10 protein-coding genes and 1 pseudogene are annotated in these 16970 nt (G+C 59.1%); 6 read left to right on the forward strand and 5 right to left on the reverse strand.

From position 1 onward, the window contains the following. The first annotated feature begins 184 nt into the window (after nt 1-184). Together D882_RS1000000132990 and D882_RS01000000131445 are read left to right on the forward strand one after the other, a co-directional pair. Complete coding sequence (locus tag D882_RS1000000132990; protein WP_027922974.1) at nt 185-562, forward strand: hypothetical protein; 378 nt, start codon at nt 185-187, stop codon at nt 560-562. Between the two features lie 228 nt (nt 563-790). Next, nucleotides 791-1033, forward strand: a complete 243-nt coding sequence (locus tag D882_RS01000000131445; protein WP_032833684.1) for a hypothetical protein — start codon at nt 791-793, stop codon at nt 1031-1033. Nucleotides 1034-1285: 252 nt separating this feature from the next. Here the strand turns inward: D882_RS01000000131445 and D882_RS0126470 are convergent, their stop codons facing one another. Further along, the gene (locus D882_RS0126470; RefSeq protein ID WP_256218487.1) at nt 1286-1690 is read right to left on the reverse strand and encodes a hypothetical protein; all 405 of its coding nucleotides are present in this window, start codon (nt 1688-1690) and stop codon (nt 1286-1288) included. A 310-nt stretch (nt 1691-2000) separates the two neighbouring features. On the opposite strand from D882_RS0126470, the gene D882_RS0126475 reads away from it, so the two are divergent. Together D882_RS0126475 and D882_RS01000000131450 are read left to right on the forward strand one after the other, a co-directional pair. Beyond that, nucleotides 2001-3359, forward strand: coding sequence for an MATE family efflux transporter (locus D882_RS0126475; RefSeq protein ID WP_027926035.1), 1359 nt, complete (start codon nt 2001-2003; stop codon nt 3357-3359). Between the two features lie 94 nt (nt 3360-3453). Next, a pseudogene (locus D882_RS01000000131450) lies at nt 3454-3941 on the forward strand (phosphoribosyltransferase). A gap of 24 nt (nt 3942-3965) precedes the next feature. Here D882_RS01000000131450 and D882_RS0126485 read toward each other — a convergent pair. Genes D882_RS0126485 through D882_RS0126495 form a run of 3 tightly spaced genes read right to left on the reverse strand, consistent with a single transcriptional unit; the run spans nt 3966 to nt 8394 of the window. After that, on the reverse strand, nt 3966-5309 hold the full coding sequence (locus D882_RS0126485) for a TolC family outer membrane protein (protein WP_256218488.1): 1344 nt from the start codon (nt 5307-5309) through the stop codon (nt 3966-3968). Nucleotide 5310: 1 nt separating this feature from the next. Further along, entirely contained in the window at nt 5311-6657 is a 1347-nt protein-coding gene (locus tag D882_RS0126490; protein ID WP_027926037.1) for an HlyD family type I secretion periplasmic adaptor subunit, read from the reverse strand. Further along, on the reverse strand, nt 6658-8394 hold the full coding sequence (locus tag D882_RS0126495; protein WP_027926038.1) for a type I secretion system permease/ATPase: 1737 nt from the start codon (nt 8392-8394) through the stop codon (nt 6658-6660). Nucleotides 8395-8709: 315 nt separating this feature from the next. On the opposite strand from D882_RS0126495, the gene D882_RS0126500 reads away from it, so the two are divergent. Continuing rightward, nucleotides 8710-9408, forward strand: a complete 699-nt coding sequence (locus tag D882_RS0126500) for a response regulator transcription factor (RefSeq protein ID WP_027926039.1) — start codon at nt 8710-8712, stop codon at nt 9406-9408. On the opposite strand, the gene D882_RS0126505 is transcribed toward D882_RS0126500, so the two are convergent. Beyond that, nucleotides 9409-10899, reverse strand: coding sequence for a sensor histidine kinase (locus D882_RS0126505; protein ID WP_027926040.1), 1491 nt, complete (start codon nt 10897-10899; stop codon nt 9409-9411). It abuts the gene before it with no gap. 72 nt (nt 10900-10971) lie between these two features. Here D882_RS0126505 and D882_RS0126510 point away from each other — a divergent pair, with 72 nt between their 5' ends. Then, on the forward strand, nt 10972-16917 hold the full coding sequence (locus D882_RS0126510) for a peroxidase family protein (protein WP_027926041.1): 5946 nt from the start codon (nt 10972-10974) through the stop codon (nt 16915-16917). Nucleotides 16918-16970 lie beyond the last annotated feature (53 nt).

Raw genomic sequence — 16970 nt, forward strand, 5'->3', positions numbered from 1 at the left:
TCGACCCAAAGCTGACGGAGGGAAAAAACCGTAGAGTCCTCCAGATCGTGAATGTTCGTTTGGTGATGGATTGCGAAAAATCGCCCTGCCTATGGCCAACAAGTCTTAGAGAAAAACTGCGTTACAGATTGGCTGATGATTAGAATGGGATCAAATTCACCGTGATGTCAGCAAAGGATGCTTTATGCCCCTTTTAACGTGGGATCCTTTTGATTTAATCGCCGTACTCGGCGTCTTCCCCTCCCTGGATGAGTTCGAAACATCACACTGTTACGTTATCGAGCAAGGTACTGTCAGACTGAAATTGACAATTTGGCAATATGATTCTGATGTGGAAATTCAGGTGAGTGAGGCTTCACTACCAAACCCCATTATCAAATACACAATGCTTGGATGCCCCGGTATCCGCGTTGTTGATGACAAGCGCGGTAAATTCTTGGAGTTTGCAGCTTCGAATACTTTCACTGGGCGATACGACGGGTATTCGGTAATTCCCTACGGTTTAAGGTTGTGGGTCGAACCTCAAATTTTGCTGGAGCCGTTCACTTACGCGTCTGCTTAGAGAGAATGGCGGACGGTCATGATTATGCGCTTTTGGCTGTTCTCCGTCGGTTGTGACCGGCTGCTATTGGCCGATTTCTGCCTGTCACGACCGGTTGAATCCACAAGTGAAACCCGGCCAGTGAGCCGGGTTTTTTGTTCTCGCCATTCGTCCATCGCCGGGCACTTACAGCGTTTCCCTACCTCTCATGTTCAAGCACGGACATTTACATAACCATCGGAGAGCAACATGGACATTGATGAGAATGCACCGGGAAACATATCGCAGCAGGGCGGTACGAGCAGCACGGATAACGAAGCGGGTCATGACCCCAAGCGGTCTGAAGTACCGTCGAAAACGGCCGAAGTCGATGCACCAAATAATCCAAAGCAGGACCCCGCAGCTAAAGAGAACCCGTACAGCCCCGACTTCAAATCAGAACCTGAACATAAGCCGGTTCAAGATGCCGATATTGATACTCAGGGGGGTTAGTAACATCTCGCGAATCAGTACAGAGACCCAGTATGGAATTTGTTGAGGATACGGCTGGAAACATCTCCCAGCAGGGGGGTGTTCCAACGCGAAATGAAACTGGAGTCGCGCTGCCTGCTGGGTAATGCACAGATTTGTCCACCCAGTTGCATTCGACCTGACCAGTCATTTGCATTGTATTTGACCAGCACACTTCGTGACCCTGACCTGCAGAGAACGACCCATAGCCGTCATCCACAGTGACTATTGGGATCATGCGCCCACATCATTTATCAGTTCGCGCCAGACATCCCTTGCCTTCTGCTCCGAGGTAAAGACTTGTACTTTTTGATGCCAGAACTGCCCCTCAATTACGATGCATTCCAGAGTAGAGTCCTGAAACGTAAAGACATAATGGATGGCATCTTTTAGAAACCGCTGTTTATCGTGTCGCGGATGAAAGGCGTTTCTCTGCTCAAGCTCTGCTAGCCAAGGCGAATTATCTATTCGATGAATTTGGTAATGCTTGAGGCCAAGTCTAATAAGCGGATGGCCGCCCAAAGCCTCATCGTTTGGTGAGCCGAACTGAATTTTTTTTAGTAGAGGGAAATGGATTACAGCTATTTCTTCTTCAGCCGTGCAATACCGTAAACATAGCTGAGTGTCCGTGGCGAACACGACGGGTTCGGGCGACGTACTTGGCTGTGGCCAGGAGTCGAGCAGCACTACGGTCGCGAATGACACAGGGAAGCCTAGTGAAGAAACAGGGGCAAAACAGAGTGCGAGAGCGACGCGTTGTCGTCAAACGTTTCTGATCGCGACGGGCTGCTTCTGGTCTTTTCTGCCTCTCACGATAGGCAGAAATTGGCCATCTGGATTGCCCCATTTATTACTCGAACGCTCCAGATTTTCCAAAATAAGAGCGGTCTCGGAACAAGGCCCTGGCGTAGAATTCCCAAACCGCGTGCCCACCCGAGACGGACCCTCAATGCAAACCCCCACCCACCCCATCCCCCTCTGGAAAACCTACCTTCTTTTCCTCGCCCCGATGGTCCTGTCGAACTTTCTCCAGTCCATGTCCGGCACGGTCAACAGCATCTACATCGGCCAAATGCTCGGCACGCAATCCCTGGCCGCCGTGTCCGGCATGTTCCCCATTGTCTTTTTCTTCATTGCCCTGGTCATCGGCCTCGGCGCAGGGGCGGGTGTGCTCATTGGCCAAGCGTGGGGTGCGCGTGAACCGCATCTGGTGAAAACCATTGCCGGCACCACCTTGATGCTCGGGGCAATGATCGGCCTGACCGCCGCCGTCCTCGGCAGTGTGTTTGCGCGGTCGGCCTTGCAGGGGTTGGGCACGCCGGCTGATGTACTGGACGACGCCGTGGCCTATGCCCACGTGATGATGTGGATCATGCCGTCGCTGTTGGTCTACGTGCTGTTCACCCAACTGCTGCGCGGGGTCAGCGATACGGTGTCGCCGCTGATTGCGTTGGTGGTGTCGACCTGTATTGGGTTGGCGCTGACGCCGGCGTTGATTCGGGGTTGGTTCGGGTTGCCGATGATGGGGATTCAGAGTGCGGCGTATGCCGGGTTGGCGGGTAACTTGTCGGCGATGGGGTGGCTGGCGTGGCGGTTGATTCGCAAGGGGCATCCGTTGGCGCCGGATCGGGAGATGTTTGCGGCGATGAAGCTGGACCGGGAGATTCTCGGCAAGGTGTTGCGCATCGGGCTGCCGACCGGGTTGCAGATGGTGGTGTTGTCAGTGTCGGAACTGGTGATTCTGGCGCTGGTGAACCGGCACGGTTCGCAGGCGACGGCGGCGTATGGGGCGGTGACGCAGATCGTCAATTACGTGCAGTTTCCGGCGCTGTCGATTGCGATCACCGCGTCGATCCTCGGGGCTCAAGCGATTGGGGCAGGGCGCCTTGAGCGCATGGGGCCGATTTTGCGCACGGGGTTGCTGATCAATGTGTGCCTGACGGGCGGATTGGTGGTGCTGGGTTACCTGCTGTCGCACTGGTTGTTGGGGCTGTTCCTCACCGATGACTCGACGCGGGCAATGGCCGAGCACCTGTTGCACATCATGCTCTGGAGCTTGTTGGTGTTTGGCTTCCAGGCGATTGTCGGCGGCATCATGCGCGCCAGCGGCACGGTGTTGGTGCCGATGGCGGTGTCGATTTTCTGCGTGGTCCTGGTGCAATTGCCGGTGGCGTATGTGCTGGACGGGCACTTTGGTTTGCAAGGCGTGTGGATGGCGTTTCCGGTGGCGTATCTGGGGATGCTGGCGTTGCAGACGGCGTATTACCGGTTTGTCTGGCGGCATCAGCGGATCGAACGGTTGGTGTGAGGCAAGCGGCTTGCTGTCAGCCGCGCCCAGGCCGACAATTCCTCGGGACTGCGTGATGAAACCGGCAGGCGTGATCGCCTGAGGAGGTTTTCTAATGAGTCCCTCATCGCACATGATTTTGCAGGACCGGCCGGCGGCGGGTCGGCGTCTGGTGGCGCCGTTGCAGGCTTACGCCAATCGCCCGGACGTGCTCGTTCTCGCCTTGCCCCAGGCGGCGTGCCGGTGGCGTATGAAGTGGCCACGGCGCTGAATGTTCGTCTCGACCTGATGCTGGTGCGCAAGCTCGGTGTGCCGTCGCACGAAGAGTTCGCCATGGGCGCGATTGCCAGCGGCGGCATCCAGATTCTCAATCAACAGGCGCTGCGGGTGCACCCGATTGATCAGGCTGCGTTCGACGCGGTGGTGGCGCGGGAGACGCGGGAGCTGCTGCGTTGTGAAGTCGATGAACTGGTATGCCCGATCATGCCGGAGTGGCTGATGTCGATCGGACATTGGTACATGGATTTTTCCCAGACATCGGATGCCGAGGTCATGCGGTTGTTGCAGCGGGCCTGGGCGAAAGAGGACTCTTCCCGTCAATAATTGCCTGGCCAAAAAACCTTTCGCTCAAAACGACAACTTCGGTCCCAGGTAGGCATTGGCGCTGGCGATGTCATCATCGCCCAGTGCCCCGACATTTGCCGCCAACCGCAGTTTGGCCAACAGGTAGCGCAGTTTGGCTTCGAACAGGTCGCGGCGGGCGGTGTAAAGCTGTTCCTGGGCGTTGAGGATGTCAACGTTGGTGCTGCTGCCCGCGAGGAAGCCTTTTTTCGAGGAGTCCACTGAGCGTTCGCTGGACTTCACCGCTTTTTCAAGCGCGTGGATACGCGCTTCGCCGCTTTGTACGCCGCGAAACTCGCGGGTGGTTCCCGAGATGATTTCTTCCCGGGTGGCATTCAGGTCATCTTCGGCCTGATCCCGGGCAGCAACGCTTTGCCGCGCCCGGGCGCTGACGTAGCCGCCGCTGTACAACGGAATGTTCAACTCCACGCCGGCAGAAGAGTAGCGGTTACGCTGGTTTTGAGTGGACAGGGTTTCGCTGTCGGCAGCGGTGTAGCCCACCACCAGATCAAGGGTCGGCCAGTGACCGGCCTTGGCCTTGGCGACTTCCTCGTCGGCGGTGTTGACGTTCAAGCGTCGTGCACGGATCGAGGGGCTGTCGGTACCCGCACGGATGATCCATTCCTGCAGATTGTCCGGTTGCAGAGGCGGCGTGGGGAAGGAGTCTTGCAGCGTGGCGATTTCATCGGGTGTCTGACCGAGGTATTCCTGCAACAGGCGCCGGGCCACGGTCACGCTGTCCTCGGCTTCGATCAGCTCGGCTTGGGCCAGGTCACGACGGGACACCGCTTCGTCGACATCAGTGATGGTGCCGTCGCCCAGGTCCTTGCGTCGTTGAGTCGAGGCCACTTGTTCGTTGAAGGAATTGAGTTTGGCCGTCGCCAGCGCCACGGTTTCGTGGGCCAGCAGTACATCAAAATAGCGCCCGGCCAGTTTCACGGCCGCATCCTGTGCCTTGCCGTCGAACACGGCCACGCCGTACTCGGCCTGATACTCGCCTTGGCGATACTCGGCCATTTTCTGTTTGTTGAAGAGCGGTTGGCGCAGCTGCAAGGTCGCGCCCCGCGAGTTGTAGTTCAGGTCGTTGGTGTGGCTGTTGCCGAAATAGTCCGGTTGTTTTTGCGTGCCGTTGATGTGGTTGTCGAAGGCGGTGATGCCGATTTTCGGCAGCACGCCGGATTGACCGATGGCGCGGTTTTCCAGCGCGGCATCGCGTTCGTGACCGGCGGAAAGGTAGGTCGGGCCCTGAAACTGCATCAAGTTCCAGGACTCGCGCAAGTCCAGTGCCGCCACCGACTGCGCCACGCACAGCGACGCGGCAAAACCGATAAAACGTCGTCCGCGGTTCACGTCACTGCTCCTTAAAGGCGCTATTGACCCGGTCCAGCAGTGGTTTCAACAGGTAACTCATCATGTTGCGCTCGCCCGTCTTGATGGTGACGGAGGCGGGCATGCCCGCGCGAATATGGTTGCTGCCCAGCATGGCCATGCCGGCGGGTGTCACTTCGATCTGCGCCAGGTAATAGGGCTGTTTGTTGTCGTCGCTGACCAGGCGGTCGGCGGAAATGGTCAGCACCTGGCCCGGAATGTTCGGGGTCTGCACGTGGTTGAACGCAGGGAATGAAATGGTCACCGGCAGGCCTGGCGTCATCCGGTCGATGGCTTGCACCGGCACCATCGCGTCGATCTGCAACGGTTCGTGGGCCGGCACGATTTCCATGATCTTGAAACCGGGCGCGATCACGCCGCCGATGGTCGACACGTTCAAGCCCTGGACCACGCCGTCGATGGGCGAGCGGATCACCGTGTGCCGGACTTGATAGTCCAGCGCCTGCAAACGATCGGTGAGGGCGCTGTTTTCTTTCTGCACGTCGGCCAGCAGCGACTGCACTTCCTTGCGGTAGTCGTACTCGCGCTGAAGGATGCGCAGCTTGATGTCAGCGACCTGGCCCCGCGCCTTGGCAATGTTGTTCAGGTTGTCGGCCTGGGAGGCATTGAGGTCAGAACCGGTGCGTTCAAGTTCGAGCATCCGGTTGCGGGGCACATAGCCTTCGGCGGCGAGTTGACGGACCCCGACCAGTTCCTGATTGAGAAACCCGATCTGCGCGGAACGGGCACCGTAGATGTGCTGCAAGCCCTTGATCTGCGCTTCGGCGGAGTTGAGCGACTCGCGCAGGATGCCAATCTCGCCCTCAAGGCTGGTGCGCCGCGTGGCGAACAGATGACGCTGCAGGCTGATGGCGTCGTTCAGATGATCGTTGCCCGCGTAACGCTGCAACATGGCGGGGTCGAACACCACGTCGGCAGCGCCATCGCGCTCGGCCTCAAGGCGGTTTTCCATGGTTTTGGTGGCGATGTACTGCGCGTTCACCACCCCTTGTTCCGAGAGTGCCTGGGTGGCGTCGAGTCGAACCAGTTCCTGGTCCTTGCTGACGCTGTCACCTTCGCGCACCAGAATCGCTTCGACACTGCCACCCGTGAGGTGCTGGATGGTTTTGCGGTTGCTGGTGACCTTGACCGTGGCGGTGGCGACAATGCCGGCGTCCAGCGGTGCCAGCCAGGACCAGAGCAGAAATCCGCCAAAACCGAGGATCACCAGCAACACGCCCCAACGTGCCGGACGGTGGTCATCGACATCGATACTGGCCGCCGCACGCAGCAAATCCTGGCCACGCGGATCGAGACTCACGGCGCCCATTTATTCTCTCCCGCGAACGGCTGACAGGGTTGGAGCGCCCACCGTCGGCAGCACGCTGGTTTGACGCAATGCCGCAAACACTTCGTCCCGGGGACCGAACAATTGCGTGCTGCCTTCGCGCAGCATCAGGACTTTGTCGACGGTGCCGAGGATGCTGGGGCGGTGGCTGATCAGCACCGTGGTGCACCCTCGGGATTTGAGGTCTTCGAGCACATCGATCAGGGCTTTTTCCCCGGCGTCGTCGAGGTTGGCGTTCGGTTCATCGAGCACGATGATCGACGGCTCGCCGTACAACGCACGGGCCAGGCCGATGCGCTGGCGTTGCCCACCGGACAGCGGGTTGCCGTCGACATCCAGGGTGGTGTCATAACCATGGGCAAACCGCAGGATCATGTCGTGTACACCGGCCCGTTTGGCCGCCACGATCACCGCGTCACTGTCGACCTCACCGAAACGGGCGATGTTGTCGGCGATGCTGCCTTCGAACAATTCCACATCCTGCGGCAGGTAACCGACCCAGGGGCCGAGCTCTTCCTTGTTCCATAGATAGACGTCCACGCCGTCGAGCCGTACCTTGCCGCTTTGCGCCGGCCAGATGCCCACCAGCAGGCGCGCCAAGGTGGATTTGCCCGACGCGGACGGGCCGATAATGCCCAGCGATTCGCCTGGCGACAGGTTGAAGTGCGGCCCGCGAATGATCGATTGGCTCATGCCTGGCGCGCCGGCGTGCAAGTGCTCGACCGAAAGCATGCCCAGTGGCCGTTGCAGTTTCATCGCATCGGCCCGGGGCGGAAATGCTTGCAGCAGCTGCTTGAGCCGCGACCAGGCGCGGCGGCTGGTGAGCAATTGCTTCCAGGCGCCGATCAGTTGCTCCACCGGTGCCAGCGCGCGACCGCTGAGGATTGAGCAAGCGATCATCATGCCGGGAGTAATCGAGCCTTCGATGGCCAGCAGGGCGCCTGTGCCGAGGATCAACGATTGCAGGGCGATCCGCACGAACCGCCCCAAACCACTGATGTAGGCCGCCCGGTCGGAGGCCAGGGTCTGCATTTCGAGAATCCGCAGGTGGCTGCCGAACCAGCGCTGGGTGATGGCCGGCAGCATCCCCATGGCTTCGATGACTTCGGCGTTGCGTAGATTGTTGTTGGCGAAAGTGCCCGAGATTTGTGACGCCAGGTTCGCCTCGCTCAACGGCTTTTTGGTGGCAATTTCGGTGAGCCAGGTCAGGGACACCAGGATCAGCGATCCGCACAGGGTGACGATCCCGAGCAAGGGGTGAATCAGGTAGGCGACGAACAGGTAAATGGGCGTCCATGGCGCATCGAAGAACGCGAACAACCCGTTGCCGGTCAGAAACTGCCGGACCTGCGCCAGATCTTGCAGGGCCTGGGCGGGGTTGCCGCCGGCCCGCTGCAGGTTGCGCTCGAACGCGGCGGTAAAGACACGACGGTTCAAGGCCATGTCCAGACGATTGCCGACCCGGATCAGCACGCGGGTTCGCACCACTTCCAACATGGCCAGCAAGGTGTACAAACCGATCATCAGCAAGGTCAGCATCAGCAGCGTGGTGAGGTTGCTGCTGACCAGCGCCCGGTCATACACCTGCAGCATGTAAATGGCCGGGGCCAGCATCAGTACGTTGATCACACCACTGAACCCGGCCAGCGAATAAAACGTATGGCGCAGCCGAAAAAGCACCTCGGCCAACTCGGATCGCTGCTGGGTTTTGTTGTCCATCGGAGGGTCCCCGAACCGTGGATTCATGTACCTCAGCGTAGGGGAACGACTGTTGGTCGGATGGAGGGCTGATCCGGGTTTTTTAGCAAAAAGTTTTTTTGACGTTTTTGACAGTCTTCAAAAACAATGAGTTGGCGTCTGATTTTTCAGAAGCTTATGACGAAGATTGCTTATTGACGGGCAAATTTCGTGCGACTTAAGTCTAATTTTTGCCCTCAAAGACCCCGGCATTTCCATCCGGAGCCCAGCGCCCGTTCGGGTTACCTGCTATTAATCAATGGGTGTTCGAATACTTGGCCCTTTCAGGAGCATGTCATGAACCCGTTCATTCGGATTGGCATCGTCGACGATCATCCGTTGTTGCGTGAAGGTGTTGCCAACACGTTGAGGAAGAGGGCGGATTTACAAGTCGTAGAGCAGGGTGCCAGCGCGGATGAAGCCCGGGGCATCGCGATGCGAACGAGGCCGGACGTGATGCTGATGGACGTCAATATGCCGGGCGACGTGTTTGGCTCCGTGCGGTTCATTTCTACGCAGCTGCCGGATGTGAAGGTGTTGATGCTGACAGTGTCCGAGTCAGAGGATGATGCTTATTCAGCACTCGAAGCGGGAGCTCGTGGCTATGTCTTGAAAGGGGTCAGCGGGCCAGACCTGGTGCTGGCGATCCGGTCGATTGCCCGGGGCGACACGTACATTACCCCCGAATTTGCCAATAAGCTGTTGAGCAATTTTAAAAAGCATGAGGCTGAAGTTCGCAAGATCGACCTGACCCATCGGGAAGAGCAGATCATCCGTGAAGTCTCAAAGGGCCTGACAAATAAGGAAGTGGCCTCAAAGCTGTTGATCAGCGAAAAAACCGTCAAGTACTACATGACCTGCGTGATGCAAAAGCTGCATGCCCGCAATCGTGTGGAAGCCGTCACGGCCTTGAGGCGCTATTGGGAACGAGAGAGTATTGGTCGACTTCATGTGACGTCAGCGACGTCGTCCCTGGACGCCCGAGGGGGCTCCTGACTACAGCTTGAATTGTGCGGTAACCGACGTGCCTTTGCCGGTTGCTGAGTCAATGCGGAACACGCCACCCAGCGATTCCACACGATAACGCAACCCCGCCAGCCCCAACCGCGTCCTGCCGTGGGTGTCGACCACCAGGGCATCGGCGTTCATGCCCGGGCCGTTATCGTTGATCGTGATGAGCAACATTCCGTCGACAAGGTTGGCGCTCAGAACCTGACCTTTGCCTGCGGCATGGCGGTACGCATTGTTCAGGGTTTCCTGCACGAAGCGATAGATGCACAGCTTGAGCGGCAACGGCACCCCATCGGGCAAGTGCCCCAGTTTCAATTTGACCTTGGTGCCGGTGCGCTGCTCATGTCGCTGGGCTACGAGTTTCAACTCCTCCAACAGCGTCAGATCGTTGATTTCCGGAAGGGCCAGCCCCCGGGAAAGATCGCGCACCTCCCTTAATGCATCGCTCGCCGCTCCCCGGATGGTTTCCATCGATTCCTGATCGACCTCCGTGCAATTTTCCGCAAGGTCGTCGAGGCGGATGAGAATCAGGGTCAACAGTTGCGCGGGGCCGTCGTGCAGGTCCGCACCGATGCGCCGCAGCGTCAGTTCGTTTATTCGTGAAAACTCCTGAGTCGCGTTGGTCATCTTGCGTTGCAACGCGGCATTGCTGATGTGCAACCGGTTTTGCTCCAGCAGTCGCAAGCGCAACGCCACTTGTTGACGCTGGATGATCTTGTCGCCACGCCGGACCAGAAAGAACAGCAGCGTCAGCATCGCCAGGGTCGCGGCACCGACCACCAGCCATACTTGCTGGCGGACGCGATTGATTTCCTCCTCCAGACTGGCCGCCATTTCATAGAACTCGCCCACCGCGATGATTTTCCCGGTAGTGAACTCCCGCAGCGGTGCATAAATTTCATAGAGCGGTACGTTCAGCTTTCGCTCGAACTCATTTTCTTCCTGATCCAGGTCCTCAAGGTCGGTGACCACGTTGCCCTTGATCGCACCGGCGATTTCATCCATCGGGAACTTGCGGTTGGTAATGGATTTATCGGTGCTGTAAGCCACCGTGCCGTCTGCCCGCCAGATCTTGATCGAGACAATGTGCCGTTTCAACGAACGGCTCTCCATCAGGCGATCCAGGGATTTTATGCTCGACGCTGACAGCCCGTTATCGCGGCTCATCTCCTGAACGTAGGGCTCCAGGAACGCTTCCATATAGTGGGCGCCGGCCTCCGCGGCGCTTTGCACGGCCGCGCGTTCTATGCGCGCACTGACCAGCTTGCCGACGAAAAACATGGTCAGCCCCAGGATCAGCGCGGCGGCGATGACGAATTGTGTAGAGCGACTCAGGTTGCGTGCGCGGGTCTTGAACCTGATGCGCCAGCGGGCCTTGTGCTCTTGCTCGCTGGCCGAGAGGGGCTCGACCAAAGTCTCAGTTTGATCACCGACAAAAGTCTCGTTTTTTGATTCGACTTTTGCATCTTTTGCCATCAGTCCGGTTCCCTGATCATCGTGATAAGTCGGTGAAAAACCCTGCTGTTCAATGGATATCTGGAGCTTGCCATGTATGAGCTAAAACGCTTCACCCTCAATCAAAACGATATTTCGTTTCTTGAACAGCAGGTTACGTTTCCGACCATTCATATCGTGGGTTACAACGCCGCTGGTGAACCGCTGTACGGTTACAACGGTTCGGACGGCAATGTCCATGTGCTCGGCATCCTCGGCAGTTTCAATCCGCTGGACATCCCGGCCGGCGAAACCCAGTGGTACAACGGCGCACGGGACCCGATCGGTTTGCGTGACGTCTCTGGTCACTTCAACAACCTGACGCAGGACGGACAGAGTTGGGGCAGTTTCGGGCAGAACTTCATCCGCCTGACCCACTCGGACTACACGCACTACGTTCATCAGAACCTGGATAACGCCGCGTTGGCAGGACCGGGCGTTCCCGCCGATGCCACGCCCCTGACTGACAATAGTTCACTGTATAGCGATCCGACAGCCTCGCTGGTGGACTACACACCACGGATGATCAGCCAGACCATTGTCAGCGGCGGGGTGACTTTTGCCACCGATGCCAATGGGCACATCCAGCACACCGCGAACGGCGTGGCGATCGTCACGGATCCGGGCATTCTCGGTACCATCGGCGAAGTCGATACCACCTCACCGGATTCCGGCCAGTACTACATTCGCAACCAGAACACCGTCAGCGGCGACCCGTCGACCACTGGCTGGTTCACCTTGTTCGGGCAGTTCTTCGACCACGGCCTGGACTTCATCAACAAGCCCAATCAAAACGCGACGATCACTATTCCGTTGGCGCCGGATGATCCGCTGTATGGCTCGATTGGCCCGGACGGGCAACCGGTTTACTCGATCAAAGTGCATCGGGCGACAGTCAGCGAAGTGGACGGCCAAGGCCAGGCGCAATACGTCAACCTCGACTCGCCGTACATCGATCAGAACCAGACTTACGGCTCTAACGATGCCGTGACTCAATTGCTGCGTCAGTGGGTAGCGGACCCTAATCACCCTGGCCAATTCATTGCCGGGGCGGCGTTGTTCGACGGCACGACCCTGAGTGATGAAGCCGCCTGGACCCTCAACGGTGTGCTGACCCACCAGACCCTGCCGACCCTGAGCGAGTTACGTGCTCATGTGCTGGCCACCGGTCGTGACGACCTGACCTGGGACGACATCGCCAACTTCCGCGTGCGCGATGCCCACGGCCATGTGCTGGACGCCGACCCGACCACGGCAGGCGTGCAAGCGGTGTACACCCGCGAAGCGATCCTGCTGGACATGAACCCGCACTTCGACGATCTGCATATCGATCAGGCGAAGCTGATGTCGCTGGATGCGCACATCACCAGCATCACATTCGATGCGAACAACCCGTTCGGGATGGTCATCAACTATGACAACTCGGGGCCGAAGAACCTGTTCAGCTTCGTCAACTTTTCTGACTTCTCCATCAGCGCCGCGCCCGGCAGTGCCGATTTTGCGGTGGCCAACGAGTTGCTGCTGGAGTCGGTGGGCGACCACTACATTGCCGGTGATGGCCGGGTGAACGAAAACTTCGGCCTGACCGCCATTCACCACGTCTTCCACGAAGACCACAACGTGCAGCTGATCAACCTGCAGAACGAGGTGCTGGCGCAGACCGACGTCACTGTGCGCCACAACTGGCAGGTACAGGTGAGTAACGGTAGCGGCGGTTTCTATACCGATGCCAATGGCAACTTCACCCTGGCCGATGGCGTCACGGTGTCCTGGGATCAGGACAAGTTGTTCTACGCCGCCAAGTTGACCGTGGAAATGGAATACCAACACGTCGCGATCGACCAGTACGCGCGGCTGATTACCCCGGACCTGCCGGAATTCGTAACCTACGACTCGGGCATCAACACCAACATCTCGCTGGAGTATGGCCAGGCAGCGTTCCGTTTCGGGCACTCGCAATTGCGTGAAACCATCGATGCCCTGGAAAAAAGCGCGAGCGGCGGCTACGACCTGACCGGCGCGATTACCCACTATGCGCTGGAGCAGGCCTTCCTCAACCCTGGCGGTTTCGCCGAAGTGGGGCCGACCGCTATCGCGTTGGGCATGACTCGGCAGATCAGTAACGAAATCGACGAGTTCGTCACTCCGGCCTTGCAACAAGGCTTGCTGGGCCAGCCTTTGGACCTGGCAACGATCAACCTGGCCCGTGGTCGCGACTTGGGCCTGCCGACCCTGAACCAGGCGCGTCAGCAGATCCACGATGCGCTGATTGCCGAACGGGCCTCACCGGCCGGCGCGCAGCACCACACCAACCTGATCGTCGATGGCCTGACGCCCTATACCAGTTGGAGTGACTTCGCCAACAACATGATTCACCCCGAGTCCCTGGTGAATTTTATCGCCGCCTATTCCTTCGACGGCGACGTGGCGCATGCCCAGGCGATCATCGATGCCGATGTCTCCGGCGTTACCGCCACCTATGCCGGTGGCAGCGTCACGGCCGAAGAGGCGGCGTTATTCCTCTCCGGCGCAGCAGACGCCAACGGCAATCATGTGGCGGGCTATGACGGCTACAACGCGATTGACCTGTGGATCGGTGGCCTGGCGGAAAAACACGTCTACACCGGGCAACTGGGTACCACTTTCAACGCCATTTTCGAGGACCAGATGGAACGGTTGATGGACGGTGACCGTTTCTATTACCTGTTCCGCCTCGACCTCGGCTTGCCAGCGATGACCAACCTCAATGAGCAGGTGGTGACCGAGCAATTCAAGGACATCATTGAGCGCACCACCGATGCCCGGCACCTGGCCGGTGATGTCTTCGGCTATGCCGATAGCTACGTCGAATTGAGCTACACCGATTCTGGCGCCAGTGCCACGGCGTACAAGAGCGAGCACAAATACGGCACGCTGATCGCGGCCAACCATGTCGGTGTTTACTCCACCGGTGGCGCGGGCGGGATTGGCGGCAATGGCTTGCTGGTCAGCCTGACCAATCCGGAAACGCACACGGCACAAACGTATATCCGTGACTACCGTCCGGACCAGGGCGAGAACCCCGATGGCACTGCAGCCGTGGGTTACAACTCCCATGAAGTGCTGGTCGGCACCGACTACAACGATTGGCTCGATGCCGGGGATGGTGACGATACGATCTACGGTGAAGGCGGCGACGACATCCTGGATGGCAAGGCCGGTGCCGACCACATCTACGGTGGCGACGGCAACGACGTGATCTATGGCGGTGATATCGAAGACTTCCTCGATGGCGGGGAAGGGGATGACACCATCTATGCCGGGACCAGCGCCGGTGCCCTCGATGTGGTGATTGGCGGTAACGGCAATGACCATCTCTATGGTGAAGCCGGGATCGACGAGCTGTACGGTGGTGCCGGCAATGACTACATCGATGCCGGTGGCGACACCGACCTGGTGCATGGCGGTGACGGTAATGATGAGATTTATGGCGGCGACGGCCCGGACATTCTGTTCGGTGAGGACGGCGACGACATCATTTCCGGCGGCTCCACCGGCGACCAGGAGTTTGGTGGTGTCGGCGACGACATTCTGTTGCCGGGCCTGGGTGGCGCGCCCGGTCAGGGGGACGGTGATGAAGCCCTTGGCGATGTGGGCTTCGACATTGCGGCCTTCAGCGATGTGAACATTGCGCTGGACGCCGCAGCAGACCTCAACAATCAGAACATCGTAGCGGCACCGGGTACTTCCGTGCTGTTCCAGCCGTTCAACGCCTTGCTGACGGACATCGAAGGGTTGATCGGTTCACGCTTCAGTGACGCCCGTGCGAACACCGCCACGCCGGCCAATCCGCTGGCGGGCCTGATCGGCAATGCCACGGAGAACTGGCTGATTGGCGGCAGTGGTGACGATGTCTCCCAAGGCAACGGCGGCAATGACGTGATCGTCGGGGACTCGATCAAACTCGCTGATCTCAATCACCTGCTGGCCAGTCAAGGGTTTGCCGAGCACTTCACCGGCTTGCAATCGACCCGCCCCGACTTCGTCCTGGGCGATAACCACCAGGCCGCCGGCACTGCCGATGGCGCGGCGGATACAGCCATCTACTCGGGCAACTATGCCAATTACAGCATTACCAAGTTCACTGATACCCGGCCCGGCGGCGAGCTGATCACGGCGTTCAAAGTGGTGGACCTGCGGGTGGGCGCTGCGAACGTCGATGGCACCGATATTGTCATCGGCGTTGAAAAACTGCGCTTCGCCGACCGCACGATCAACCTGAGCATCACCAATCACCTGCCGACCGGCAACGTGGTGCTCTCGGGTTATGCCACCGCGCCGACCACGCCCAGCCGTCCGGTGCCGGCTCAATACCGGCTGACCGCCAATACGTCGGCCATCCAGGATGCGGACGGCTTGCCTGGGCCGAGCGGGTTCTCCTATCAGTGGCAGGCACTGGTGGGCGCGACCTGGATTAGTATCGCCGGGGCGAATGCGTCGACTTTTGCGCCTACCTCGGCGCAGTTCGGCCAGCAATTGCGGGTGATCACCACTTACACCGACAATAACGGCACGGTGGAACAACTGACGTCCGACCCTTCGGAAGCGGTAGGGCGCTTCATCGAAGGCACCAACTTCTTTGGCAACACGCTCAATGGCACCAACTATCAGGACATCCTGATGGGCTACTCGGGCAATGACGTCCTCAATGGCGGGCTGGGTTCCGACTTGCTGGACGGCGGCACCGGTAACGACACGATGCGCGGCAACGCCGGCAATGACATCTATATGGTCGATGCCAATGGCGATGTGGTTCAGGAAAACCTCAACGAAGGCACCGACACGGTCATGTCCTCGGTCAGCTACACCCTCGGTGCCAACGTCGAGAACCTGACCTTGCTGGGCTCGAACAACATCAACGGCACCGGCAACGCGCTGGACAACGTGATCCATGGCAACAGCGGCAACAACCAGCTCAGCGGCCTGGCCGGTAACGACACGGTCTTTGGTGAGGCAGGCAACGACACGATGCTGGCGTCGCTGAACGACGGCAACGACCACTATGACGGTGGCACCGGCACTGACACCTACGATTTGTCGGCGACATCGGCGCCCGCCACGGTCGATTTGATCGCCGGTACGTCAACCAGCACCCAGACCGGCAACGACTCCCTGACCGGCATCGAAAACGTCACCGGCAGTTCGGGCGACGATCACATTCAGGGCGACGGCGTCAGCAACGTGTTGCAAGGCCAGGGCGGCAATGACTGGATGGACGGTGGCAGCGGTGACGATACGTTGATTGGCGGGCAAGGCGCGGACAACCTGTTCGGTGGCCTTGGCAATGACACCTTCCGGGCGTCGGTCAACGATGGCAATGACAGCTACGACGGCAGTGGCGACACCGATACCTATGACTTGTCAGGGACCTCGGCCAGCGCCACGGTCAACCTGTCTACCGGCCTGGCCAGCAGTTCGCAAACCGGTAGCGACACCTTGACCGGTGTCGAGAATGTCATCGGCAGCTCGGGTGCCAATACCCTGACCGGCGACAACGCCAATAACGCCCTGACCGGGCAGGGCGGTATCGACACCTTGAGTGGTGGCGGTGGCGCCGACACGCTGACCGGCAATGGCAACCGCGATACATTGACCGGCGGTGCAGGGGCGGACATGTTTGTGTTCTCCTCGACTAGCGACTCGGGTACTTCAACCACAAGCCGCGACGTCATCACCGACTTTACGCAGGGCTCCGACCACATCGATCTGACCTCGATCGATGCCCGGACCTCCGGCGCAGGTTCGGCGGGTAATCAGGACTTCACCTTCCTCGGCGAGTGGAACGGCGCCGGCACCGAGTTCAGCAACCAGGCGCAGTTGAAGTACCACTTCGTCAATGTCGGCGGGGTCGATCACACGTATGTGGAGGGCAATGTGAACAGCGGCAATGGCGCCGATTTCCAAATTGATCTGGTCGGGCATGTGGCCCTTACTGCGAGTGATTTTGTCGGCGTGGCATAGGTTGGCAGCGTATGAAGGGCGCCCGTTTTAATTAACCGGCGCCCTTTGTTTTT

This window comes from Pseudomonas sp. URMO17WK12:I12 (assembly GCF_000514395.1).
GTDB classification, from domain to species: Bacteria; Pseudomonadota; Gammaproteobacteria; order Pseudomonadales; family Pseudomonadaceae; genus Aquipseudomonas; species Aquipseudomonas mucoides.

Coding starts and splice junctions, on each gene's coding strand:
- D882_RS01000000131445 (WP_032833684.1), top strand. CDS start 791: ATGGACATTGATGAGAATGCACCGGGAAACATATCGCAGCAGGGCGGT.
- D882_RS1000000132990 (WP_027922974.1), top strand. CDS start 185: ATGCCCCTTTTAACGTGGGATCCTTTTGATTTAATCGCCGTACTCGGC.
- D882_RS0126510 (WP_027926041.1), top strand. CDS start 10,972: ATGTATGAGCTAAAACGCTTCACCCTCAATCAAAACGATATTTCGTTT.
- D882_RS0126475 (WP_027926035.1), top strand. CDS start 2,001: ATGCAAACCCCCACCCACCCCATCCCCCTCTGGAAAACCTACCTTCTT.
- D882_RS0126505 (WP_027926040.1), bottom strand. CDS start 10,899: ATGGCAAAAGATGCAAAAGTCGAATCAAAAAACGAGACTTTTGTCGGT.
- D882_RS0126500 (WP_027926039.1), top strand. CDS start 8,710: ATGAACCCGTTCATTCGGATTGGCATCGTCGACGATCATCCGTTGTTG.
- D882_RS0126495 (WP_027926038.1), bottom strand. CDS start 8,394: ATGGACAACAAAACCCAGCAGCGATCCGAGTTGGCCGAGGTGCTTTTT.
- D882_RS0126490 (WP_027926037.1), bottom strand. CDS start 6,657: ATGGGCGCCGTGAGTCTCGATCCGCGTGGCCAGGATTTGCTGCGTGCG.